Source organism: Bacillus sp. XF8 (assembly GCF_017498755.1).
Classification (GTDB): Bacteria; Bacillota; Bacilli; order Bacillales; family Bacillaceae_G; genus Bacillus_A; species Bacillus_A bingmayongensis.
Map to the genome: position 1 here is coordinate 443,682 of NZ_JAGDQK010000002.1, position 26,537 is coordinate 470,218.

Below are 26,537 nucleotides of genomic sequence, written 5' to 3' on the forward strand. Positions count from 1 at the left end.
GTGTTTTATTATATTGTAGATGATGACGAAGTATTTCGCTCCATGTTATCACAAATCATTGAAGATGAAGATCTTGGAGAAGTAGTAGGAGAAGTTGAAGATGGCACTTTCGTTGAAGTAGATCAATTGAATTTTAAAAAGGTAGATATATTATTTATTGATTTGCTAATGCCGATTCGTGATGGAATCGAAACAGTTCGGCACATTGCACCCTCGTTTACAGGGAAAATAATTATGATTTCTCAAGTAGAATCAAAGCAACTGATTGGAGAGGCCTATTCACTTGGGGTTGAATATTATATTACAAAACCATTGAATAAGATTGAAGTTGTATCTGTTGTGCGAAAAGTGATGGAACGCATTCGATTGGAACGATCCATACAAGATATCCAAAAATCATTGAATAACGTTTTTCAATGGGAACAACCGCAAGTGCGAAATGAATCGGTAGTAGAAGAGAAAAAAATAACGGACTCAGGACGCTTTTTATTATCAGAACTCGGGATTGCAGGAGAAAATGGAAGTAAAGATTTACTTAGTATGCTGGAATATTTATGTGGACAAGAAAAAGAGAAAACCTTTGCATACGGATTTCCGGCTTTAAAAGATATTTTTCACCATATTACGGTTAAAAAATTAGGAGAAAGTACCTTTGAAGCAGAAATTGATAAAGAAAGAAAAGCTTCAGAACAAAGGGTGCGCCGAGCGATTTATCAATCTTTAAATCATCTAGCTTCCCTTGGTTTAACTGATTTTTCAAATCCGAAATTTGAAAGCTATGCTCCGAAATTTTTTGACTTTACAATTGTTCGTAAGCGTATGACAGAAATGACAAAAGAAGAACTAACAACATCTGGGCATACGAGAATTAACACGAAGAAGTTTATCCAAGTATTGTATTTTGAGGCAAAGCGGTTGATGGAGATGGAATAAGAAAGAAGATGCTTAGAAATGGGCGTCTTCTTTTTGTTCTTAAATTCTGAATTTTATTTTATTTAATGGTAATAAAAGGTTATAATTAATTGTAAAAAATACTGTGGAGTACATAAGTAAGGATGTGAATTAAAAATGATAAGCACAATTTTTAGTTACTTACTACTTGGAATTTCTCTCTCAGCACCTGTTGGACCTATCAATGTTGCTCAAATTAATAAAGGAATCAAAAATGGTTTTTTAAGTGCATGGCTTGTTGGAGTAGGAGCGATGTCAGCAGATGTCATTATGATGCTCTTAATTTATTTTGGGGTTTCCGTCTATTTAACAACACCTGCTGCGAAATTGATCATTTGGATATTCGGTTTTTTTACGCTACTGTATCTTGGGTATGAAAGCATAAAGGATGCTTCTAAGCAAGTGGAAAGCAAAGAGGATGGAGAAAGAGAACATCCGATGAAATCATTTGCTTCAGGATTCTTAATTGCAATCTCTAACCCACTTAATATTGTATTTTGGATTGGTATTTATGGGGCGGTTTTGACAAGTGCGATTGGTACTGTAGGAAAAGAACAGGCGCTATTGTACAGTATTACAATATTTGTTGGGATTATGATTTGGGATTTATTTATGGCGACTTCTATTCATTTTGGAAGAAGATTTATAAATAACCGTATGATGAAATGGATTTCTATTTTTGCGGGAATTGTTTTAGTTGGATTTGGGATGTATTTTGGATATGAAGCAATTAAAGGGTTAAGAGAAATCATATAAGAGAAGGATTGCGTTATTAGGACGCAATCCTTTTTGTTTTTTTAAGTAATTGTTATTTTATATTGATGTGTATACATGTAAAATGTTGTATGAGAGTAGATAGGGATATTAGAAATGTTTGTATTTTAATGTTTTTTTTATATAACATATAGAGTGGAGAATGATTATTTTTAGGGAAGGGTCCAAATAATGAGCTTTACATTGAATAAAACAATAATTAACCAGTTGTGCGGAAAAACCTCATATAAAAAAGGTGAGGCGTATTATAGGACAAACAAAGTGAATATTACGGATTATGATGCTGAGAGAAATATTTGCGGAGCGACGGTGAAAGGGAATGAAGATTTTTATGTCACGATAGAAACTGCTGACAATGGTGATATTGTTGGGAAATGCAGTTGTCCCTCGTTAGCTTCTTTTGCTTCATATTGCCAACATATCGCAGCTGTATTACTATATATCAATAATTTTAAACGAACAGGAAAATCATTGGAGTCTAGCGTTTCCATAAATAGTATGTCTCAAGATGTTCAATTAGCGAATGGAATGTTGGATTTATTTGATGATAAGCCACTGCGTCCGAAAAGTAAGCAGCATCGATTTGATACACGAAAGATACTTGATGTGGAATTTATTTGTATTCCAGTTGTTTCAAAAAACGGGGGAGCTTTGTTTGGGATCCAGGTGAAGATTGAGAAGCTATATCCTGTATATAAGATTAGAGAGTTTCTTAATAAAGTGGAACAAAGAGAGCCTTTCATATGTTCAAATGATTTTACCTACACGCCAGATGCTTATAGCTTTCGTCCGGAAACAGATGCTGTTATTCAACAGTTGATTCAAATGTATCGAAATGAAAAAATGTATGTAGAATCGTTGCAAATGAATTCCGAGCAAGATGAAAGGATGATTTTAATTCCACCTGCTTCATGGGAACATATTCTTACATTGCTTTCTGCTACTCCACTTGTAACGTTTGAATATGATGAACATTCATTCCATGGAATATATATTTCAAAAGAGCTATTACCTCTAGAGTTTGAGTTCAATAAAAGCAGTAACGGAGGATATACACTTCAGATTGATGGGTTACAACAAGTTCAAGTAATGGATACATATAGTTATGCTCTTTTTGGAGGAAGATTATATCGTCTAAATGCGGAAGATTGTAATCGGCTTATTGAATTAAAGAGAATGATGGATCGGTCTCGAAGTAATCAATGTCATATTCCAGCTGGGAAAATGGAGCATTTTGTAGCGAAAGTAGTGCCAGGTTTAATGAAGCTTGGAAACGTCCGAATTGATGAGGTTGTATCGGAACGTATTGAAAAAACACCTCTTAAAGCCAAGTTGTTTTTAGATCGAGTCAAGAATCGATTGCTTGCCGGACTAGAATTCCAATATGGAAATGTTGTTATCAATCCGTTAGAAGGGGATGGACAACCATCAGTTTTCAATCGAGATGAGAAAAAAGAACAAGAAATTTTAGAAATTATGAATAATAGTGCCTTCGCGAAGACAGAAGGTGGTTATTTTATGCATAATGAGGAAGCAGAATATAATTTCTTATATCATGTCGTTCCGAAGTTAAAGAGTTTACTGGAGATTTATGCGACAACTGCTATTAAGTTACGAATTCATCGAGGGAATAGCGGGCCTATGATAAGGGTAAGGCGGAAAGACCGAATAGATTGGTTATCATTCCGTTTTGATATAAAGGGGATTCCTGAATCTGATATTAAAAATGTATTGGCTGCACTTGAAGAGAAACGTAAGTATTATCGATTAGCAAACGGTTCATTATTATCATTAGAGAGTAAGGAGTTTAATGAAATCAATCAGTTTATAAAGGAATCGGGTATTCGAAAAGACATATTACAAGGCGAGGAAGTGGATGTACCACTAATTCGCAGTGTGGAATGGATGAGTTCGCTTCAGGAAGGAAATGTTTTGAGTGTAGATCAAACAGTTCAAAAATTGGTGGAAAACATTCAAAATCCTAGAAATCTAAAGTTTACTGTACCGGACAGCTTAACTACGGTACTTAGAGAGTATCAAAAATATGGGTTTGAATGGATGAAGACACTCGCATATTATCGTTTTGGTGGCATATTAGCAGATGATATGGGACTTGGTAAAACGCTGCAAAGTATTACTTTTATCGCTTCCGTTTTGCCTGAAATTCGAGATAAGAAACTACCTGTATTAGTCGTATCGCCGTCTTCTTTAGTTTATAACTGGCTGAGCGAACTAAAGAAATTTGGTCCTGATATACGAGCTGTTATCGTCGATGGAAATCAAACAGAGCGCCGAAATATTTTAAAAGATGTTACAAAGTTTGACGTTATTATTACGTCATATCCTTTATTGCGAAGAGATGTAAGGCTATATGCACAGCCATTTCATACGTTATTTTTGGATGAGGCGCAAGCGTTTAAAAATCATACGACGCAAACTGCAAAGGCAGTGAAAACGATTCAAGCAGAGTATCGTTTTGCACTGACCGGAACTCCTGTAGAGAATTCATTAGAGGAACTTTGGTCCATTTTTCATGTAGTATTCCCGGAATTGCTTCCAGGAAGAAAAGAGTTTGGAGACTTGAGGCGTGAAAACATTGCAAAACGGGTGAAGCCGTTTGTATTACGTCGTTTAAAAGAAGATGTCTTGCAAGAATTACCGGAGAAAATAGAGCACTTACAATCGTCTGAACTACTACCAGATCAAAAAAAACTTTATGCAGCTTATTTAGCAAAGCTAAGAGAAGAAACGCTAAAACATTTAGACAAAGATACATTGCGTAAAAATAAAATTAGAATTTTGGCTGGTTTAACGAGGCTTCGGCAAGTTTGTTGCCACCCGGCGTTGTTTGTTGATGATTATAAGGGGAGCTCAGCCAAATTTGAACAGCTACTCGAAATTGTTGAGGAGTGCAGAAGTACAGGGAAGCGAATTCTTATTTTTTCACAATTTACGAAGATGCTTTCCATTATTGGACGTGAGTTAAATCGTCAAGCTGTCCCGTATTTTTATTTAGATGGGAATACACCATCAGCTGATCGTGTAGAACTATGCAATCGATTTAATAAGGGAGAAAGTGAGTTATTCCTCATCTCTTTAAAGGCTGGTGGAACCGGACTTAATTTAACGGGTGCTGATACGGTTATACTGTACGATTTATGGTGGAATCCTGCTGTTGAACAGCAAGCGGCAGACCGTGCATATCGAATGGGACAAAAAAATACTGTGCAAGTTATTAAATTAGTAGCACATGGCACAATTGAAGAAAAAATGCATGAGCTTCAGGAAAAAAAGAAGGATTTAATTGCAGAAATCATTGAGCCAGGACAAGAGAAGTTGTCTTCAATTACGGAGGAAGAAATTCGGGATATTCTTATGATCTAACATGGTAACCGTTGGAGGGTTTAGAGGAAATAAAAAGCTATTCTTTCCTAAATGCGAAAGAATAGCTTTTTTCATTAGGAACGTAATAATCACATTTTTCTTCGTTTAAAGTAAGTGGCTATTAGCGCTAGTTATCATGTTTCGGATTACTTGCTACTACCATGTTTTTTAGTTATTTTTTAGTACCTTTACTTTTATAAGGTTTGGCATTCTTTTTTTTCTTAGCGCTAGACTGCCAACGGTTCCAACCTTTACTACCTGTTCCTTGTCCTGTTCCCTTTTTTGCTTTTGCTTTCGTTTTACTCATATCATCACTCCGTTACTATTCTATAGAAAATCTACTTCGATAGTAGTCAATGTCTTTGAAATAAAATTTTAATCCATGACTATGTTACTTCTTATCAGTTGCCTATAAGACGAACAACCAGAATGTTATAGTATATCACAAAATGGACAGAAATTTGTTGCATTATGAATCATTATTAAAATTTGTATAGATCTATTCGATTTGTAGAACATTACTACATACGAAATATAAAAAATGTAGTAAAGGAATTTAAAATATGAGAAATACAGTAGATTCTGTTTTTCGGACAATCATCCTTTTTGTGATATACATGATGGTTACTTTGAGTAAAGCATTTTTGGGATTGAAACCACAAAAGAATCGCTAACTCTCATAAGGTTTTAAAGAATCGATAAAGCCATAAAATAAAGAATTGAAAAATATTTTTAAACTTTTTGTTGACTTTCTTATTTTTTTGTATAGAATAATCATTAATAAAATGTTTCAGAGATGTGACAACAAAACGACTGTGAAAGGACGAGTAGTAGTAGGATGTAGTCAAAGCGAGTCAGGGGTGGTGTGAGCCTGATACGAAGCCTGTTATGAAGAACCTCCTGGAGTCGCTAACCGAAATCCTTTAGAGGAAAGTAGACTTAGCCGGGAACTTCGCCGTTACAAGAAGAACAGTATCGAGATTTTTCATTCTCCGTACTGAATAAGTGAGCAACCTCTGTTGCTAATTTGGGTGGTACCGCGGAACCAAAGCCTTTCGTCCCAGTTTTTTGGGAAAGAAGGGCTTTTTTTGTTGGCTTCTTTCCACTACATCCAAACATTTTAGGAGGAAACCAACATGTATCAATCATTAATGACAGTAAGAGAGACACAAATCGCAATTAAGGAAGTTAAAACATTTTTTGAGGACCAATTAGCAAAACGACTTGGACTATTCCGCGTATCTGCACCACTATTCGTAACGAAAAAATCAGGTTTAAACGATCATCTAAACGGTGTAGAACGCCCAATTGAATTTGATATGCTTCATTCAGGAGAAGAACTAGAAATTGTTCACTCACTATCGAAATGGAAACGACTTGCATTACATGAATATGGTTATGAAGTTGGTGAAGGTTTATATACAAACATGAACGCAATTCGCCGTGATGAGGAACTTGATGCAACACATTCCATTTATGTTGACCAATGGGATTGGGAAAAAATCCTTCAAAAAGAATGGCGTACAGTAGATTACTTACAAGAAACTGTACGAACAATTTATGGAATATTCAAAGATTTAGAAGATCATTTGTTTGAAAAATATCCGTTCCTTGGGAAATTCTTACCAGAAGAAATCGTATTTATTACATCTCAAGAATTAGAAGATAAATATCCAGAGTTAACACCGAAAGATCGTGAGCATGCGATTGCGAAAGAACATGGTGCAGTCTTTATTATTGGAATTGGCGATGCACTTCGCTCTGGTGAAAAACATGATGGACGCGCATCTGATTATGATGATTGGAAATTAAACGGGGACATCTTATTCTGGCATCCAGTACTACAATCTTCATTTGAATTATCATCAATGGGGATTCGTGTTGATAGTAAATCACTTGATGAACAGTTAACGAAGACAGGTGAAGATTTCAAACGTGAGTACGATTTCCATAAAGGAATTTTAGAAGACGTGCTTCCGCTTACAATTGGTGGCGGTATTGGACAATCCAGAATGTGCATGTATTTCTTACGTAAGGCGCACATCGGTGAAGTTCAATCTTCTGTGTGGCCTGATGATATGCGTGAAGCGTGTAAGAAGGAAAATATTCACTTATTTTAATGAAGAATGAATGGAACTACTTTTTGAACGAGGATTGACGATTTATAAGTCTACAAAAAGAATGATTTAAACTAGCTTTACTTATTCATTAGTTTTGAAGTGTAAAGATTTAAAAAACATCCGAAATATCAAAGGATATCTTTTTCTGAAGGTAGAGCAGAGGAAAAGAGGCACATGATATTTTTGGATGTTTTTTACGTTTCGTAAATACGTACATTATCAAAAAATAACAGCTAATTGTATGGTAGACTGGAATTTGAAATAACATGTATGTAGTAATTAGCCAATTAAGATACAGGTTACGCATTTCATTTATAGATGTCTGTGACAGAACGTTTTTTAGATAACCAAAAGGGGAGAAAAGTATGTTACATAGTTTACATGCAATAGAAGAAGCACGAAACGGAAACATGTATACGAAAGAAGCAAATATATGGTTGGGGTTTTTATTGGAGGAATATGGGACAGTAAGTATAGAAAGGAATTACCGAAGTGTATTAGAGTATGTGGAACGAACGCTAAGGCATTTAGAAAAGATGAATGTTTCATACGGTATTCGTGCTCGTGTAGAAACTGTATTGTGTTGGAGTGAAGTATCGAAGTGTGGTTCTGTAACGCAGCGCAAGAAGTGGAAGGATTTAGGAGTATCGTTTTTAGCACATAACGAAGATTCAGCTTATATTTATAGACGCTATTTTCCATATGATGATGTAACGTTTACGCTCATTCGTACACATGGATTAATAGGACAAGTTTTACGAGGAGAAGTATCCATGACTTCTCATAACGAATTAGTAAGATTATGGCAACAAGGTGTAATTCCAAAAGATGAACTGCGTGAAATGCTTCGTGTTTTAAATGAATGTATTATTACTGGGGTGTCTGATAAGTTATGGAAAAGAGTACAAGAAGAGGTATATGAACGTATTGAACAAATACTTTACGGAGACCTGATTGAATATAGTGTTAAGGAAAGAATTCGGCAGTTACGTACAAATGCCTCACCTAACGATACATATTTTATTCAAGAGTATGATTCAATTATGAATGATAGGTTAGAAGGAATGTTTACAGTTCTATTTAATTATGATCTTTGGTATGTAGAAGCAGCATTAACTCATTTTAGTTTCGAAGAATTCGTGAAAGTATTTGCATTAGCCTATCAACATATTACTCAGAAGAATATAGATCATATCAGTTTCCAGCCTCTTATGGACGCATTGTATTATGAGAGAGATGGAGAAAAATACTTAAATATTTATACGAAACGAGCAATTGAAAAAGTATTGCGAAGTGTGTCCGTAGTAGAATTACTAAATATGAGTCAAATTCCTAAATCAGAAATGTATCCTGAATTAAAGGAAACTGAAAATGTATTAACAATTGGTTTTGGAACAAGTGAAGTTGGAAAAACGCTCATCGAATTTTGTTTAGCTTGTAAAAAAGAAAATAATGCTCATTATGAACAAGCTGTCATGATGTTATGTGAAATATTTGGATTGCGCCGGGATGCATTTGATCGCTTGGAAAATGAAGAAGAATATCTTTCACATATGAATGGTAGCGTCGATGATAAGGCTGTAGTTCTTCCATATGTAGTGGGAGATACAATAATAGAAATTGGCCCTGGTGGGGGTGCGATGATGAATAAATTCAAAGAGACTTATCCGAATAAATCGGTTATTGGGGTAGATTTATCGCGAAATGTAATTGAGAAATTAACAAATGATAAATACGAAAAAGGCTACGCCTGGGAAGTTACATTAGGAGATGCTTTACATCTTGCAGAAACGTTTCATCCAGAAAGTATTTCTACAGTTCATTGTGGTTCAGTGAATCATGAGATCTTTTCTTATGGAGAAACAGAAGGTAAGAAGTTTAATATTGCAACAATGGAACGTTTGGTGAAGAGTGTATTTCAAGTATTGACCCCTGGTGGACGTTGGATTATTCGTGATGGAGTAAAAACAGAAAGTGAAGAATGGTGTGAATTGCATTTTCATGATGAAACCGCAATACCTTTCTTAAAAAACTATCAACGTGATTTCAAAGGACGACAAATTAGGTTAAATATATTAGATGTAGATCGGGTAAGGATGCCGGTTAATGATGCAATGGAATTTTTATATACATACACGTGGGGGGAGGAAGCGTACCCACACGAAGTGCAGGAACAGTTTGGTGTATTCACACTTCAAGAATATATTGATTTTGTAGAGAGTGTTATCGGTTCAGAGAATGTAAAAGTAATCGAAGCGAAGCAGTATCTTTTAGAAGGTTACATAGAACATTTATCATCAAAAGTTACATTGTATGATGAGCAAGGCGAACAAATGGCATTACCAAATAGTACATGTTTACTTGTATTTGAGAAAATATAAATTTGTTTGATGTTTGAATTTTATTGCACATTAATGGGCGGTAAGCTCTCTACTGATTAAAGTTTCACTTTATTATACATATGATCAAATATGAGGAAAAGTATAAGGAGAATATGTATGTGGGAACAAACAGATCAAATCATAGGTTTTGCATATATCTCAATAGGTATCATCACCGCATGTTATTATATAATTGAAAAGAGTTTTACGAAGGAAAAAATAGGAATGTTCTGGTTGTTAGTAGGTTTTTTATTACCTCCTGTACTTTGGTTTTTAAGAGTTATTGTTGAAGGGAATAAAGAGTAAAAAAAGATTCCGAAACAGATTCAAATATAATCTGTTTTGGAATCTTTTTTTTGAACACGAATTGAGCTTTTGGAATTTTATTTCCTAGTTTATCCCGCATTAACTGACAGTAAAAGCCCAATTGGCGCGGGCTGATAATCAACAAGGGATGAAGAAAACCCCCACTGATTAAAGTTTCACTGTATATTTTAAGCTAATTTTCTCTAGATTTTACTTAGATTTTACTTTCACCGCCTACAATGAAAACAAGAAAACGTAAATGATAAAAATTTATGCTTGTTTCATAAGGTTAGGAGGAAATGTGATGGAATTAATAATTGACCATGTAACAAAAAAATACGGCGGGAAAATAGCATTGAATGATTGTAGTTTACATTTAAAACCGGGAGTGTTAGGGCTTTTAGGCCCGAACGGTGCGGGGAAGTCTACACTTATGCGTATACTAGCCACAATTGAACAACCGACGACTGGTAGCGTAATATGGGATGGGGAAAATATTCAAAAGAAACCGAAGTTGTTACGTTCAGAGCTCGGATATTTACCGCAAGACTTTGGCGTCTATCCAAATATGAATGCAGTAGAATTTTTAGAATATATTGCAGCGATGAAAGGTTTATCAATGAATTCTTCTAAAAAGCGTATCAATGAACTGCTTGAAGCGCTGAACTTAACGAATGATCGGAAACGATTATTAGGTGGTTATTCTGGTGGAATGAGGCAAAGAGTTGGGATTGCACAGGCATTATTAAATGACCCGAGATTACTGGTTGTAGATGAGCCAACAGTAGGATTAGATCCTGAAGAGCGAATTAGATTTAGAAATTTATTATCTAGTCTCTCTTCTGATAGAATTGTGATTTTATCGACACATATTGTAACGGATATTGAATCGATTGCGACTGATATTGCTCTATTATCAAAAGGGAATGTACTAGCGCATATGCGTCCTGAACAGCTATTAAAACATGTAGAGGGAAAAGTATGGGAATGGGTTATACCAACTTCTAAGTTACATAGTGTTCAAAAAAAATATATCGTAAGTAGCGCAATGCATCGCGGTGATGGGGTTTATACGCGTATTGTCTCAGATCATGCTCCTAATGCTGAGGCTCATATGATAGCAGCTTCTCTTGAAGATGCTTATCTTTATTATGTTTCTTCGAAGGGAGGACATAAAATTGAACAATGTATATAATCTATATTATTTTATTAAAAATAATTTAATTAGACAAATGAGAAGTTATCCATTTTTAATTGTAATCGGATTAACCACTCTTTTTGGATATGCTTGTGTACCAGCAGCTTCAGCAGGATATGAAATATTTTATCTTGGCGGTGTTAGAGGTGTATATAATTCAAATTGGCTTGGTGGAATGGGAGCAATGACGTCTACTTTGTTTATTTGGTTGTTTGGTTTTTATATGTTAAGAAGTCAAATTTCAGACGATCAACAGCTAGGAGTAGGACAATTAATTGCAGCTTCACCTATAAGTAAATTTCAATATATTTTTAGTAAAACGATTTCTAATTTTATTGTTTTAGTAGCTATTGAGACGGTATGTATCGTTGCTTTTATAGCGATGCAATTTATACGTGGGGAAGACCTTTCATTTCAATTAGGTAGTTATTTGTATCCACTTTTTTATATTGTATTTCCTTCGCTAGTTCTTCTTACGGCATTGACAACTTTTTTTGATGTCTTTCCTGGTTTGAAAGGTGTAATAGGCAATATTGTATTCTTTTTCTTATGGGTTTTATTAGCAATTATGTCATTTGAAGTCCCAAATCGCTATTTGGATATATTTGGTTTGGGGATTATTCGTTCAGATATGATACATGATGCAATCAGAGAGTATGAATTTTTAAGAGGAGCTGGTGGCGGAGGTTTTGGTTATAACCCAGTAGAAGGAAAGATAAAAACATTTCACTGGGATGGAGTAACTTGGAATGATGAAATACTTGTAACAAGTTTGACTTGGCTTGGGATAGCGCTGTTATTTATTTGGATAACTTCCCTTGTATTTAATAGGTTTTGTACGTTTCCTAAAGCAAAGGGAAAGGTAAGGCGGTTTGAGGGGAGTATGAAAGCAATCGCTGTGAACCAACAAAATCAAAACTCTTTTATATTCACTTCTATAATGAGAACAAAAAGTATTAATATGTTTCGTTTAATTGTAGCTGAGCTATTGATTATGTTAAAAGGTTTTACGATTTGGTGGTACGTAATTGCGATTGGGCTTATTGCATTTGGATTGATATGTCCAGTAGATATATCAAAAGGATGGCTACCTATTATTATGATTTGGCCAATTGCCATTTGGTCGCAGATGATGACGAGAGAAACATACTATGGTACGGATCAAATTATTTCTTCAAGTTGTTCTCCCTTGTATAAGTTTTTTGCAACGTGGATCTCAGGTATGATAGTGGGCCTCATTATTTCCAGCGGTCTTATCATTCAATTTATATTAATTGAAGATATTTCATTCTTACTTTCTTGGCTTAGCGGTATCGTATTTATTCCAACATTAGCGTTGACACTTGGGGTATGGAGTAAGACGCGTAAATTATTTGAAGTCCTGTATATACTTTTATGGTATTTAGGACCGATAAACCATCTTCCATATGTGGATTTTTTAGGAATATCAACATCATATGTGATTGTGTATATTACGCTATCTATTTTATTACTATGTATCGCATTGGTCGGACAGTTGCAGCAAATGGGAAGGTTACGGTTATTATTCAAGTAAGTAGTTAAAGGGAGAGAGAAGTTATGAAAGGGAAAATATATGTATGTTCATTTATAACCTTAATGATTCTTAGTCTAGTTGCATGTGATACAAAAAAGAATGAGTCGTCAGTTTCCAAACAGTTCACCGCAAAAAATATAAATGAGATTTATATAAAAACAGTAGGAGAAAATATTAAACTTCATTCTACAGTAGAAAAAGATATTAGAGTAGATATAGAAGAGATAAAAGATGTAAAAATGAAAGAGACTGGGGAGAAATTAGAAGTTATTACAGAAAACTCTTCATCCATTGTAAATTTTAAAACAGCTACTGTACATATATACCTTCCTGAAAAAACATATAAAAAAATAGATGTTAAAACAGAGTCGGGTAAGGTAATAGGTGAAAATATAGCATCTGAACAATTGAATTTGTACAGCGATTCAAGTGATATGACAATAAAAGAATATAAAGGAAACAATATAAAAGGAGTTTCCAAATCAGGAGGGGTTACGTTACAGGGAGTGGAGGGAAGCTTCGATATTCAAAACAATACGGGAGAGGTGAATGTATCCGCTGCTTCAAATCTAAAAAATGAAAGTAAAATAAAAACCGAATCATCTCATATAAATATAAACTTTAAGAAAGAGCCAACAAATCTAGAGGTTGACTTGTCAACACGTGCGGGTCAAATCAAAAATGAATTTTCACTTTCATCGGGTGAAAAAGGAAACGACCATAAAGTAAGAGGGCATATAGGAAGTGGAAAAGAAAATGATACAAAGTTAACAGCACAGTCTATGACAGGGACGATTGAATTAAAACGTGATGAGTAATGAGAATATAAAGTGGTTTTGAAGAAATAAAGTTCGATTATAAAAAACACATCCTGAATGAATATTTTTGATCTGTTCAGAATGCATTTTTTGCTGTATAAATTATTTGTTTGAGGATTTTCTAATCTTTCTATGCTACTCTTCACCGGTGTACCGTAAAGCCTCTTCTCTTGACATGGATATCATATAGTATTAATATACCGGGGAGTATATTAATACTATATACATTGTAGGAAACATCTAATGAAAAGGAGTACGGGGTGTCATGCGAAGGAAAAAAGAATTAACAAATTCGAAACGACAGCTATCGGACATTTTAGCCCAAACGGTTAAAACCGGAATTATTAAATCGAATTTGGTTCCAATGTTTGCAGGGTTAACATTGGCTCTATATAAATATAAGCTTAGCCCGTTTGAAAAAATTCCGGAGATTATATTTGCTATAATCGGCTCGATTTTAATAATAGGAGCAGCAGGAGCATTTAATAATCTGTATGATCGTGATATTGATTCTATCATGGAGAGAACAAAAAATAGACCAACTGTAACCGGAGACATAAGTCCTAAGACGGTACTATGGCTTGGCATATTGATGACAATCTCCGGTTTAGTATTTCTTGCGCTAACTACATATTTAGCAGCATTATTAGGATTTTTAGGTTTATTTTTGTACGTTGTACCATATACAATGTGGAGTAAAAGAAGAACAATTTATAACACAGAGATAGGGAGTATTTCAGGGGCAATGCCGCCACTCATTGGCTGGGCCGCTATGTATCCTGATATAACGCATCCAGCTATCATCGGTCTTTTTATTATCATGATTATTTGGCAAATGCCTCATTTCTATGCGATAGCTATTCGTAAACATGATGAGTATAAGGCTGCAAATGTTCCAATGCTTCCAGTAGTGAAAGGGATTAAAAGGACATATGTACAAACGAATGTGTATTTAATTATTTTAATTATAATAAGTGTTCTTTTAGGTTCATTAAGCATTGGTCTTATGTTAGTATCACTTCTTTTAAGCATTTTATGGCTTGCCTTAAGTATTTATGGTTATAAAAAAATGGATTCAGAGAAATGGGCAAAATCATTGTTTATTTTTTCGCTTTTCCATATGACAATTTTATTTTCAACTATTATTATCTATTCCCTTATAGGTGTTTTTTTCGGGAGCTGAATATAGGTAACAGATTGAAATTTTTAGACCGATTCAATTTCTAAAAAACTAGAAAAAACCAATTTCTCATGTGTAAAAAAAGAGAAATTGGTTTTTTTAGTGTTGGATTAAATTTTATGTTGTTAAATGAAACGAAAAGAATCCTTACTTTAATCAAACTATATTTTGGATCGATAAGAATTACTATAAAATTGGAAGAGTAATATGAATTGTTGTCCCATTCTTTATTTCGCTGTCTACATGAATTGTTCCGCCGTGTGCAGTTATAATTTTATGAGCGATCGCCATTCCAAGACCAGTGCCTTCACTTGAAACGTTTGTAGCTGTACCTCGGTAGTATTGTTTAAATAGATTTTGAACTGTCATTTCATCCATGCCGATTCCAGTATCTTCTATTATAATGTGTACATCGTCCTGTAATGAGATAGTGGTATGAATTTTCGTTCCTTTATGGTTATGTAAAACGGCGTTCATAAATAAGTTTTGTAAAGAACGGTAGAGTAATTTTGTATCAATGGGAATCATTATTTTTGTTTCATCTGATTGAAAACTAAAATGATAGTGTTCAGACCGTGGATCATTTGTTATATCAGCTATCATTCTTCTAGTAAATTCAACAATGTTTATTTCTTCTTTTCTTAATGGAATCTGTGAACCTTCAAGACGGAATGAAAGATTTAAGTCTTCAATTAACTCTTTCATATGATCACCTTTTTGCTGAATCTCTTGCAAAAACTTCTCTTGTTCTTCCTGACTCCACTTATGATCTGGCGATAGCATAAGCGCACTGTACCCTGTAATATAAGTGAGGGGTGTCTTTAAATCATGAGAGATTCCTGCCATCCATTCGCGTTTCATTTTCTCAAGTTGTTCTCGTTCATTCTCTATTTCTCGTAATCTGTTTGTTAAATGTTCTATATTTAGAAAGACATCTTTATATAAGCGATAAGGGCCTTTTAATTTCCCTGTTTTTTTATTGTACATTTGTTTCGTATTTTCTGGTGTCACGTAAGAACCTTCTGCTAGATGGTTAATCCATGAAATCATTCGAAATAAAGGTTTCCCGATATGCCATCCATATATAATAGCACCTAAAATAAGAGTACATATAAATAGACTAAAAACGATAAGGGCTTCCGTGTCTTTGTCATCTTTATTTATTCCAATAAGAGGTAGTATACCTTCCATTAAGATTGCCATGAAGATCCCCATAAAAAAAGTACCGATAAATAAACTACGAATAAAATGAAAGCCTAGCCTGAAACCGATTTTCATTTTTGTTGCTCCTTAGTATGCGGGATAAATTTATAGCCAATTCCTCTCAAATTAACAATGTATGTAGGGGATCTAGGATCTTCTTCTATTTTTTTACGTAATTTAGAAATATGCATTACTACTGTTTTATCATCACCCATGGAAGTCAGTCCCCATACTTGTTCGTACAATTGTTCAGCAGTGAAAATTCGATTTGGATGTGTGCATAAGAAAGTAAGTAATTCTAGTTCTTTAGCAGTGCAATGTACAGATTCTCCGTTTACAGTTATCAGTCCCTCGCTAGGATATAGAGAAAAGGATTCAAAATGTAGGTTCAAATTTTCTTCATTGCGATTTTCTTTTATCATATTTTGTCTACGTAGTTGGACATTAATTCGTGCAGCGACTTCTAAAGGATTAAATGGCTTTGTTATGTAATCGTCCCCGCCAATCCCTAAACCTGTTAATTTATCTAAGTCACTAGAGCGCGCTGTCACAAATAGAATAGGAGTATTTGTATAGTTTCGTATTTGTCTACATAATTCGAAGCCGTCTATATCTGGTAGCATAACATCGAGTAAGATGATATCGAATGAACAATTTTTAACTAGATTTAACGTGTCCGTTCCGTTTAGAGCGGTTGTTATATGAATGAAGCTTTCTTTCTTTAGGGTAAGTACTAACATATCTAGTATGCCTTGCTCATCATCTACTAAAAGGATTTTTTCTGTTCTCATTATGGATCCACCTTTACATGTTTTTCGAATCTGTTAGAAAGATATTTGGAAAATATTTCACATGTAATAGTGTAACATAATACTATTTTGCTAGATAAAAAATAACAACAAAGACTATGCTCTTTGTTGTTATTATGAAAATAAATTTAATTCATCTGTACTAATGGTTCAATTTTGGCCATAAACGATTGATGAAGTGCTTCTACACCATCTACTAAATGAAGGCGATCAATGACAACAGAGACTTTAATTTCAGATGTACTTACCATTTTAATATGAATATTTTCGTCTTTTAATGTAGAGAACATGTCAGCGGCAACACCTGGATTGGATACCATGCCAGATCCGACAATAGATACTTTAGCTAGATGATTTTCATATTCTACAGATTCATAGTGAAGTGCTTCTTGATTTTGTTCTAATACTTCTAGCGTTTCTCTTAAGTCATTAGAATGAATAGAAAAGGATAGATGTACAGTGCCTTCATTTGTAATGCTTTGAATAATAATATCTACATTAATATGAGCAGCGGCCAATGTAGAGAAAACAGTTGAAAGTGATCCTTGTTCTAATCCTTTAATTGTTACGCGTGTAATATTGTCTTCAAATGCAATACCTTTTACGATTGATTGTTGTTCCATGTTACATTCTCCCCTTACAATTGTTCCGTTTTCTTGTTCCATACTTGAACGAACTTCTAAAACTACGTTATGATTTTTTGCGAATTCAACAGCACGTGGATGTAGTACACTAGCACCAAGGTTTGCGAGTTCTAACATTTCATCATAAGAAATTTCATCGAGTTTATAAGCGTCTTTTACGACACGTGGGTCAGTCGTGTATACACCTGTTACGTCTGTGTAAATATCACATTTTTTCGCTTTAAGCGCAGCGGCCAATGCAACAGCAGTTGTATCAGAACCACCGCGACCAAGTGTTGTAATTTCGTTTTCCTCACTTAATCCTTGGAAACCAGCAACAATTACAATCGTACCTTTTTGTAAATGTGATTGAATACGTTCTGTATTAATATCAGTAATCCGTGCGCTACTATGCACAGATTCTGTCGTAATACCAGCTTGCCAACCAGTTAGTGAAATAGCGTCGTATCCTTTTGCTTGCAGTGCCATTGTTAATAAAGAAATAGTAACTTGTTCACCAGTTGTTAGAAGCATATCCATTTCACGTTTACTCGGATTTTCTGTAATAGCGGTAGCAAGTGCAACGAGTTCATCTGTACTTTTTCCCATTGCAGAGACAACTGTAACAACGCTATGACTTCGTTCATATTCTTCAATAATTAAATCTGCTACATGTTGAATGCGTTGGATACTTCCGACAGAAGTACCACCAAATTTTTGCACAATTGTTTCCATTATAAATTCCTTCTTTCGTCCATTTTTATGAATAGAGCAGGAAAGGTGTGTAAAACACATATGGGAGGAAAAGTATAAATCCCCAATATTCCTGTAGTTACCACAAAGAAAAACAAAAAACACCATCTCAAATAGGTGAGGATGGTGCTGTTACAGGAAAAGGGAAACAGAAAAAGGAGCTAATAAAAAAACCGCCAAAAAAGGAATATCATATAAAGAATGATATCTCTTTTTTGTAGATAGCTCTTCATACATACACGTCTGTATATATGACAGTTCTGTCTCTATTCGAAAACAGCCCCAATTGATAAATGCAGAGAAATTTATCAATTTCGGCAACACTTCCTTTTTTCTAAACTCATCGACATCTCTGTGTCTCCTTTAGAATACTTATAAGCGCTGCAACCTCTATCTCACGTTTTGGGCGAGAGTGTTTGGTTTATGAAGTTATTGGTAACATTTGTTTTATAATAATTAAAATATTTTAGGAAATCAAGTACTTCGTTAATATTTAGAAAATTAAAACTATTTAATCTGAATAAAAATATAGAAATAGATCGTTTATAAGTGTTATTTGATATTGAAATGTATTGATGTTTTGTGTATTAAAAGTCTTAATTATAAGAAAAAAAAGAAAATTAAATGTTATAATGTAAGGAAAAAGAAGGAAGATGCTTAGAGGAAGGGGATACATATGCAAGGAGAGATACAAACGGAAAATAAGGGGAGTTATGTAAGCAATTTATTGTTACCTGTTACAAAATCACGTCCTTTTACTTTCTTATGGATTGGTCAACTGCTTTCCGTTCTGGGAAGTTCTATTACAATGGTAATTCTTCCGGTAGTAGTATATACGTTAACAGGTTCAACAGTTGTTATGGGAATGACGATGGCTATGTATATGCTGCCGAATATTCTTGTTTTACCGTTTTCAGGGTTAATCGTTGATCGTATGAATCGAGTTAAATTAATGTTATTTACCGATATTGTTCGATGCATATTAATGACAACTCTTGCGGTACTTATTTTTAAAGAAACTTTAACAATCACTATTTTATATGTATTAGTAGCAATGTATGGGCTAATGGAAGGATTATTTCAACCTGCATATTCGGCAGTGCGGGCGAGGGTGTTTGTACCGGAAATCCGTAATGCAGCTAACGCATTAACACAAATGAGTAATCAAGGTGTCCGTTTAATTGGTCCGGCGCTTGGTGGTCTTATTGTTTCGGTCACATCGGCTGGGGTCGGATTTGGCTTAGATGCATTAACTTATTTGCTGTCATTTATTTGTTTATTATTTTTAAAAGATGTAACAGCTAAAAAGGTACAGAAAACAGCAGATCATAAAATGAATTTTAAAAAAGATTTTACGGAAGGTATTGTTGTCTTAAAAAGCCATCCATGGTTATGGATTACAATTTTAGCATTTTCATTTATTAATATTTGTTACGCAGGAATTATAGTTGTATTAATCCCATGGCTATTTAATGTACATCATCACTTTGAACCTTTCGTCTATGGACTTGGAATGGCATGTTCTGGAGGAGGTGCTGTGGTTGCAGCTCTTATTTTTGGCGGGAGACAGAGATGGCATAGACGAGGATTGTTCGCTTATGGAGGTGTCCTTATTAGTGGGGCGGCACTTTTAATAATGCCGTTTGTTTCCTGGGCTCCCGGATTAATTGGATTAATGGCAATTGAAGGGTTTGGGATCATGATTTTCGGTTTAATTTGGGAAACGAGTTTGCAAGAACTCGTGCCAGAAGAGGCATTTGGAAGAGTGGCAAGTCTTGATATGTTAGGGTCTTTTGCATTATTACCGTTAGGATATTTAGTCGTTGGCTGGTTGGCGAATATAATCGGGGGCGTTGTGACAATTATTATTCTAGCCATTGCAGCCATTGTAGTAGTAGCAATCGCGCTACTTGTTCCGAGTATTCGCCAATTTGATTAATATATGTTTACAAAAAAATAAGTAAGCTCTGCTAAATGGCAGAGCTTACTGTTCGTGAAATACGAATGTTTGTGTAAATTGCTGTTCTGCTTTTTCTGGGTGACCGTTATAACTAAATTGATTTTCTTCCCAGCTAATAACAACTTCAAATGAATTGGTATCTTCATATAATGGGAATTTCATTTCTGTAAAACTCGTTCGGCTGTATGACACACTCATATCAGACTTGTTGAATGGCTTGAAAGCGGATTTTGATTTTGGATTATTGTGGCGTATTTCAACTGATACATTAGATACGTCTTTACCGATATTTTTTACAAGTAGGTAGTATGTATCAAAAATGCCTTGTTTTGGCTGTAAAGTCTTTGGATTGGTGCTGCTAGATTTATCAATTTCGATATACCATTGCTTAGACTTTGAGGCAACGGGTAGTTCTTGAAATGTATAAGCACTTGTTTGCAAAGGAAGTGCTAAACATATAACAATGACTAAGGGTATTATTTTTCTTTTCATAATAGATAGGTCTCCAATTCATTGAAAATAGTAGTTTTTAGTTAATATGTGCGATTTTTGAAAAAATATGCGTTTTTTATTCTTATAGCATTGTACAGAAGGAGTAATACATATGAATATTGGTAATGTTATAATTTGGAATATTTTTCATATCATATTTAGTAATAAAAAGAATTGAATAAAAATACATAATTGTGCTAAAATAATTGAAATTCGACATATTTATTAAAATCATCGTAGGAGGAAATAGAATGAACGCTTTCATTCGAAGGAAATCTATAGACCAATTACAAAAAGAAGGTCGCAAAAGTAGTGGATTGAATCGAGTTCTAGGATTGTGGCAACTTACTGCAATTGGTTTAGGAGGTATTATTGGGGTAGGTATCTTTGTATTAACTGGTGTAGCGGCCTCTGAACACGCAGGACCTGCAGTTATTTTATCTTTTATCATTGCGGGATTAGCTAGTGCAGCTGCTGCATTATGTTATGCGGAATTTGCCGGATTAATTCCTGTTGCTGGAAGTGCTTATACCTACAGCTATGCTGTACTGGGGGAAGGTGTAGCTTGGCTAATTGGATGGGATCTTTTACTCGAATATATTTTAGTAGTTGGAGTAGTTGCCATCGGGTGGTCTGGTTATATGCAAGAATTGCTGCAACAAATTGGAATTCATATTCCTGTTTGGGCTCAAGGCGCTCCAGGTACAGGTGCTGGTCATAGAGTAGATTTAATTGCAATGATAATAAGTCTTGCTATTGCCGGTTTGTTAACATTAGGTATGGAGTGGGGATCTAAATTTAATACCCTTATGGTTATCATTAAGTTAAGTATTATTTTAGTAGTAATTGCTGTAGGAATTTTCTATATTGATTCTGCTAATTGGCATCCTTTTATGCCTTTTGGCTTCAATGGTGTAATGAGTGGTGCAGCTCTTGTATTTTTTGCTGTATTTGGTTACGATACATTAACTACAGCGGCAGAAGAAGCAAAAAATCCACAACGTGATTTACCAAGAGCTGTAGTAATTTCTTTAGTTATTGCGTTATGTCTATATATTGGGATGTCTTTAGTAATTACAGGTATGGCACCATACCATACATTGAATAATGCCGCACCGGTAGCTAAAATTTTTAGTGATGCTGGATTAAAGTGGATTACTTTATTCATTTCTGCTGCAGCTATTACTGGTATTTTATCTGTTTTATTCTCCTTTATGCTTGCTGGTTCAAGAATATGGTTTGCTATGAGTAGAGATGGTTTGTTACCAAGGTGGTTTACAAAAGTACATCCAAAATATAAGACACCACATCGTCCAACTTTAATAATTGGAGTTATTACTGCAATTATTTCAGGTGTTACTCCTATTAATGAAGTGGCGGAATTGGTTAATATTGGTACATTATCAGCGTTTATTTTAATTTGTTCATCTATCATTGTGTTACGAAAAAAACGACCGGATTTAGAAAGAAAATTTAAGACACCTTTAGTTCCTTTGATTCCTTTAATTGGGATTGGTTTTTCATTTTATCTTATTATCAGCCTTCCTGAAATTACCTGGATTCGCTTTATGATTTGGATGATTCTTGGACTAGTTATTTATATGTTATATGGAAAAAATAAAAGTAATTTGGCTAGAGATAAAAAATAATAGTAGATACATGTTATGAAAAAAGATGCCAATGGCATCTTTTTTCATTTTTATTTAGTAATATGGAGTACGGCCACAAAATGATGAACTAGATGTAGTAATTAAAAGAAGTATGCTGGTACATCGTATACTACATATACAGCTTGAGAATAAGTCATATTGAGTTCTATTCTTCGATTTTGCTGAAAAATTGTAAAATACACATTTGGATAGTAAATGAGAACTTGTGAAAATTTCACAAGTTCTTTTTGTTTTTTATTAAAAATAAATGTGAATCTTAGTGTATTTGTTAACATTGAATTTTTTATATAAAACTATAGATAAGTAGAACGATCAAAATGAAAAAAGAACCTTACAAAAATGTAATGTTAATGTCACAAAATAAGATAGTACATTGTTAGTAATCCTTTTAAAATTGAATAGATTATCACTTATGGATAAAAAACCAATAGAAAAACATAACTAAAGTATATTTTGTTAAAATGTAGCGTGGACTAAAGTATCAAAGGAGATTATGTAATGAATTTTAAAGATTTAGATTATGAATGGTTCAATTTTATAAATAATAAGGTACAGCAATATCCATTAATAGATAATGTAATGATACTATTTGCAGAATATGTACAATATGCTTTCATATTATTACTCGCCCTGTTATGGATAAAGAATAAACCTAATTTTCGTGTAATGGCTTTTCAATCAATGGTTGCGTTTACTTTAGCGTACTCCATAAATAGAATTATTGAGATGTTTATTTATAGAGACCGTCCTTTTATCTCACATAACATCACACAACTCGTAGAGCATGCTGCTAATTCTTCTTTTCCGAGTGATCATGCAACATCAGCTGTTGTAATTGCAGCTACACTATTGCTATCTGCATATCGTTTTAAATATACTTGGTTTTTCTTAGCGCTTGGTGTTGCTTTTTCGAGAATATGGGTAGGAGTACATTATCCACTTGATGTAATTGCAGGAATTGTACATGGGGTATTAATAGCATTATTTACACAGTATGTTGTATTTAAAATACGTCCTGTTGCTACATTCATTACAAAACCTATTTTTCAAGGGGAAAACTAGTTTTATAAATTGAAAATATTTGTTCCTAAGAAAAAACTGTCCTAAATCAAAGTATTTAGGGCGTTTTTTTTGTTTTTCTCTTTTAGGACTAAAAGAACAGATGAAAATGCTATTGAATATGAAACGTTAACCATAGTACATTTAAAAAAGGGGATTTTGATAAGGATGGTGAGAAAATGCTTGATAAAGTTGATGGTTCAATAAGGAGTCATATGTATACAGCAGAAGAACAACAAAAGCTATATAAACGAACGTTAGTAATCGTAAGTATTTCACAAATGTTTGGTGGTGCGGGGTTAGCAGCTGGAATTACGGTAGGTGCGCTACTTGCACAGCAAATGCTTGGGACAGATGCATTCGCAGGATTGCCAACGGCTATGTTTACAATGGGGTCTGCAGGAGCGGCTTTAATAGTAGGAAGGCTTTCACAGCGGTATGGGCGCCGGGTCGGGCTTGCTACAGGATTTATGGTAGGGGGGCTTGGTGCTATTGGGGTTGTACTTGCAGCTTTAACGAATAGTATCATCCTCTTACTTGCTTCCTTACTCATATATGGTGCAGGTACGGCTACAAATTTACAAGCTCGTTATGCCGGTACGGATTTAGCGAATAAGAAGCAACGGGCAACTGCTATTAGTACTACGATGGTTATGACGACTTTTGGAGCAGTAGCGGGACCAAACTTAGTGGGTGTAATGGGGAACTTTGCTCTCTCTATTGGTATTCCTAAACTTGCTGGTCCGTTCCTATTATCAGCAGCTGCGTTTTTGTTAGCGGGTCTCGTACTTTTCGTTATGCTTCGTCCAGATCCATTAATGATAGCGAATATGATAGAAACATATAAACAGGAACAGACAAATAAAGGGCATTCGATAACTAAGAAATCAACAAAAAATACAAGAGGAGTTACAGTTGGGGCAATTGTTATGATACTTACTCAAATTGTTATGGTCGCAATTATGACGATGACTCCCGTACATATGGAACACCATGGTCATGGATTAAATGAAGTCGGCCTTGTTATTGGATTTCATGTAGGAGCAATGTACCTTCCATCACTTATTACAGGAATCCTAGTCGATAAGGTTGGCCGAATGGCAATGAGTATTGCTTCTGGGGTTATATTACTTAGCGCGGGTGTGTTAGCTGCTATAGCACCGAGCGATTCTTTAATATTCTTAGTCATTGCTCTTTCTTTACTTGGCTTAGGATGGAACCTTGGATTAATAAGTGGTACTGCCCAAATTGTTGATGCAACAGAACCTTTAACGCGTGCAAAGACACAAGGAAAAGTAGATGTTTTAATTGCGTTAGCAGGAGCTTCTGGGGGAGCGATGTCCGGCATGGTGGTAGCGAATTCAAGTTATGCAGCATTATCATTAGCTGGAGGAGCGTTAGCCTTATTGCTCATTCCTGTTGTGATATGGTCTAGAAAAGGTGAAGAACATGAAATAAAATAGAAGTCCAGAAAGTTTTGCTGATTTATCTTTTACAGGCAAGAAGATCCCAATGATTAAAGTTTCACTTTATTAAAAAGGCTTACATGTAGTCATATCTATAATGTGATGCGAAAACAAAAAATTCCAATACAAAACATATTCCCATTGTACAACAACCATACATATGCTAAACTGTAGATAACTTTTAATGAACGGAGGGGTCTCCTTTGATCTTAATCAGATTACGTCTCAATACTTTGTGCCGATAATTGAATAGCGCTCAAAGGCTCTGTCTGTGTACAGAGTGAACGGGATTGGTCTGCCTATTTTAAAGGAACCCTTTATTGAACAGATATGTGAAAAGAGGGAGGGACGAATAGCCCTCTTTTTGTTTTGCCTTTATAAATAGAATGATGTGATATATGTGTATGTTCCTTTGGATACGTATATCATTTGGGATTTATTGACCATGTAACAATTGGAAAGTGATGCTCTCTTTTGTTTATTTGTCGTACTCTCATCCGTTTACAAAAAGCACAGGCAGTGACCTGTGCTTTTTATTTTACGTAATCGAAATGGAGGAATTAATATATGGAAGAACTAGTACAAAAAGCGATATTAGTCGGAGTGAATTTAAATAATGAAAGTGATTTTGAATATTCGATGGAGGAGTTAACAAACCTTGCGGAAGCTTGTGATGTGGAAGTTGTAGGGCAAGTTACGCAAAATTTACACCGCGTTAATCCATCACATTATATTGGGAAAGGAAAAATTGAAGAAGTTTCCGCTTTTGTGAAGGAAGTAGATGCGAATATGGTTATTTTTAATGATGAGTTATCACCTTCACAAATTCGAAATTTAGAAGCTGACTTAGATTGTAAAGTAATTGATCGTACCATTTTAATTTTAGATATTTTCGCGCAGCGTGCTAAGACGAAAGAAGCACAGTTGCAAGTTGAAGTAGCACATCTGCAATATATGATGCCACGTTTAATTGGTCTTCGTGAATCTTTAGGAAGACAAAGCGGCGGTGTTGGTACGAAAAACAAAGGTGTCGGTGAGAAAAAATTAGAACTCGACCGTCGTAAGATTGAAGAGCAGATTGCAGTATTAAATAAAGAGTTAGAAGCACTTGTTGCGCAGCGTCAAACGCAGCGTAAACAGCGTAAGAAAAATGAAATTCCTGTTGTTTCATTAGTAGGATATACAAATGCGGGTAAATCAACGATTATGAATACGATGCTTGAGATTTTTAACGGTTCCGTAGAGAAACAAGTATTTGAAAAAGATATGTTGTTTGCGACGCTGGAAACATCAGTGCGAAATATTGAACTTCCAGATAATAAATCGTTTTTATTAACAGATACAGTTGGTTTTGTAAGCAAGTTACCGCACCATCTTGTGAAAGCATTCCGTTCTACATTAGAAGAAGTAGCGGAGGCAGATTTATTGATTCATGTGGTCGATTATGCAAACCCAAATTATGAACAATTAATTGAGATTACAAACCAAACACTAAAACAAATTGGGGTTGAAAATATCCCGACGATTTATGCTTATAATAAATCAGATATGATGGATGTTGAAATCCCGAAAACCCAGGAGGATCGAGTTTATCTATCTGCAAAACAACAAATCGGGATTACAGAACTTGTAGAAATGATTCGTTCACATATTTACAAAGAGTATACAAAATGTGAAATGTTAATACCGTATGATCAAGGGCAAATTGTTTCTTATTTCAATGATCATGCATATGTTGTATCAACGAGTTATGAAAATGAAGGTACGAAGATTTCACTTGAATGTAAGACGAGCGATTTTGAGAAGTATAAGCGTTTTGTCGTTTAAATTGAAAA

The 26,537-nt window shown here is 34.6% G+C and carries 20 protein-coding genes, 1 riboswitch and 1 other annotated feature; of the genes, 15 read left to right on the forward strand and 5 right to left on the reverse strand.

The window, feature by feature from the left end; all coding sequences use genetic code 11:
* The 3 genes from J4P91_RS02810 (at window position 1) to J4P91_RS02820 (ending at window position 5,109) form a co-directional block, all read left to right on the forward strand.
* On the forward strand, window positions 1-933 hold the full coding sequence (locus J4P91_RS02810; protein ID WP_207992859.1) for a response regulator: 933 nt from the start codon (window positions 1-3) through the stop codon (window positions 931-933).
* Between the two features lie 135 nt (window positions 934-1,068).
* A complete protein-coding gene (locus J4P91_RS02815; protein WP_207992860.1) occupies window positions 1,069-1,707 on the forward strand; it encodes a LysE family translocator in 639 nt (212 codons plus the stop codon).
* Between the two features lie 189 nt (window positions 1,708-1,896).
* Complete coding sequence (locus tag J4P91_RS02820; protein ID WP_207992861.1) at window positions 1,897-5,109, forward strand: DEAD/DEAH box helicase; 3,213 nt, start codon at window positions 1,897-1,899, stop codon at window positions 5,107-5,109.
* A gap of 172 nt (window positions 5,110-5,281) precedes the next feature.
* On the opposite strand, the gene J4P91_RS02825 is transcribed toward J4P91_RS02820, so the two are convergent.
* Window positions 5,282-5,416, reverse strand: coding sequence for a DUF3934 family protein (locus J4P91_RS02825; RefSeq protein ID WP_017152329.1), 135 nt, complete (start codon window positions 5,414-5,416; stop codon window positions 5,282-5,284).
* Between the two features lie 499 nt (window positions 5,417-5,915).
* Window positions 5,916-6,175, forward strand: a binding site (T-box leader).
* Window positions 6,176-6,245: 70 nt separating this feature from the next.
* Here J4P91_RS02825 and asnA point away from each other — a divergent pair.
* The 7 genes from asnA (at window position 6,246) to cyoE (ending at window position 14,670) form a co-directional block, all read left to right on the forward strand.
* Window positions 6,246-7,229: an aspartate--ammonia ligase gene (gene asnA, locus J4P91_RS02830; protein WP_207992862.1), complete on the forward strand. Its 984-nt coding sequence runs from the start codon at window positions 6,246-6,248 to the stop codon at window positions 7,227-7,229.
* A 365-nt stretch (window positions 7,230-7,594) separates the two neighbouring features.
* Complete coding sequence (locus tag J4P91_RS02835; protein WP_207992863.1) at window positions 7,595-9,610, forward strand: class I SAM-dependent methyltransferase; 2,016 nt, start codon at window positions 7,595-7,597, stop codon at window positions 9,608-9,610.
* Between the two features lie 117 nt (window positions 9,611-9,727).
* Window positions 9,728-9,916, forward strand: coding sequence for a hypothetical protein (locus J4P91_RS02840; protein WP_207992864.1), 189 nt, complete (start codon window positions 9,728-9,730; stop codon window positions 9,914-9,916).
* A gap of 304 nt (window positions 9,917-10,220) precedes the next feature.
* Window positions 10,221-11,111, forward strand: coding sequence for an ABC transporter ATP-binding protein (locus tag J4P91_RS02845; protein WP_207992865.1), 891 nt, complete (start codon window positions 10,221-10,223; stop codon window positions 11,109-11,111).
* 37 nt (window positions 11,112-11,148) lie between these two features.
* Window positions 11,149-12,669, forward strand: coding sequence for a hypothetical protein (locus tag J4P91_RS02850; RefSeq protein WP_207992940.1), 1,521 nt, complete (start codon window positions 11,149-11,151; stop codon window positions 12,667-12,669).
* A 23-nt stretch (window positions 12,670-12,692) separates the two neighbouring features.
* On the forward strand, window positions 12,693-13,487 hold the full coding sequence (locus J4P91_RS02855; RefSeq protein ID WP_207992866.1) for a DUF4097 family beta strand repeat-containing protein: 795 nt from the start codon (window positions 12,693-12,695) through the stop codon (window positions 13,485-13,487).
* A gap of 265 nt (window positions 13,488-13,752) precedes the next feature.
* Window positions 13,753-14,670 carry a heme o synthase gene (gene cyoE / locus J4P91_RS02860; protein ID WP_207992867.1) on the forward strand — a complete coding sequence of 306 codons (918 nt, stop codon included), beginning with the start codon at window positions 13,753-13,755 and terminating at the stop codon, window positions 14,668-14,670.
* Between the two features lie 183 nt (window positions 14,671-14,853).
* Here cyoE and J4P91_RS02865 read toward each other — a convergent pair whose 3' ends face one another.
* From J4P91_RS02865 to J4P91_RS02875, 3 genes are all read right to left on the reverse strand, one after another.
* On the reverse strand, window positions 14,854-15,945 hold the full coding sequence (locus J4P91_RS02865; RefSeq protein WP_207992868.1) for a sensor histidine kinase: 1,092 nt from the start codon (window positions 15,943-15,945) through the stop codon (window positions 14,854-14,856).
* Window positions 15,942-16,661 (reverse strand): response regulator transcription factor, encoded by a 720-nt coding sequence (locus J4P91_RS02870; RefSeq protein WP_207992869.1) that lies wholly within the window; start codon window positions 16,659-16,661, stop codon window positions 15,942-15,944. Before J4P91_RS02870 ends, J4P91_RS02865 begins: the two co-directional genes overlap by 4 nt.
* 146 nt (window positions 16,662-16,807) lie before the next feature.
* Window positions 16,808-18,037: an aspartate kinase gene (locus J4P91_RS02875; protein WP_207992870.1), complete on the reverse strand. Its 1,230-nt coding sequence runs from the start codon at window positions 18,035-18,037 to the stop codon at window positions 16,808-16,810.
* A 232-nt stretch (window positions 18,038-18,269) separates the two neighbouring features.
* Window positions 18,270-18,456, reverse strand: a riboswitch (Lysine riboswitch).
* 275 nt (window positions 18,457-18,731) lie between these two features.
* On the opposite strand from J4P91_RS02875, the gene J4P91_RS02880 reads away from it, so the two are divergent.
* Window positions 18,732-19,994, forward strand: coding sequence for an MFS transporter (locus tag J4P91_RS02880; RefSeq protein WP_207992871.1), 1,263 nt, complete (start codon window positions 18,732-18,734; stop codon window positions 19,992-19,994).
* Between the two features lie 45 nt (window positions 19,995-20,039).
* On the opposite strand, the gene J4P91_RS02885 is transcribed toward J4P91_RS02880, so the two are convergent.
* Window positions 20,040-20,507, reverse strand: coding sequence for a hypothetical protein (locus J4P91_RS02885; RefSeq protein WP_207992872.1), 468 nt, complete (start codon window positions 20,505-20,507; stop codon window positions 20,040-20,042).
* Between the two features lie 251 nt (window positions 20,508-20,758).
* Between J4P91_RS02885 and J4P91_RS02890 the strand changes: the two genes are divergently transcribed.
* The 4 genes from J4P91_RS02890 (at window position 20,759) to hflX (ending at window position 26,529) form a co-directional block, all read left to right on the forward strand.
* Complete coding sequence (locus J4P91_RS02890; protein WP_207992873.1) at window positions 20,759-22,156, forward strand: amino acid permease; 1,398 nt, start codon at window positions 20,759-20,761, stop codon at window positions 22,154-22,156.
* A gap of 519 nt (window positions 22,157-22,675) precedes the next feature.
* A complete protein-coding gene (locus J4P91_RS02895) occupies window positions 22,676-23,239 on the forward strand; it encodes an undecaprenyl-diphosphatase (RefSeq protein ID WP_207992874.1) in 564 nt (187 codons plus the stop codon).
* Window positions 23,240-23,415: 176 nt separating this feature from the next.
* Window positions 23,416-24,699, forward strand: coding sequence for an MFS transporter (locus tag J4P91_RS02900; protein ID WP_207992875.1), 1,284 nt, complete (start codon window positions 23,416-23,418; stop codon window positions 24,697-24,699).
* 570 nt (window positions 24,700-25,269) lie between these two features.
* Window positions 25,270-26,529, forward strand: coding sequence for a GTPase HflX (hflX, locus tag J4P91_RS02905; protein ID WP_207992876.1), 1,260 nt, complete (start codon window positions 25,270-25,272; stop codon window positions 26,527-26,529).
* The last annotated feature ends 8 nt before the right edge of the window (window positions 26,530-26,537 follow it).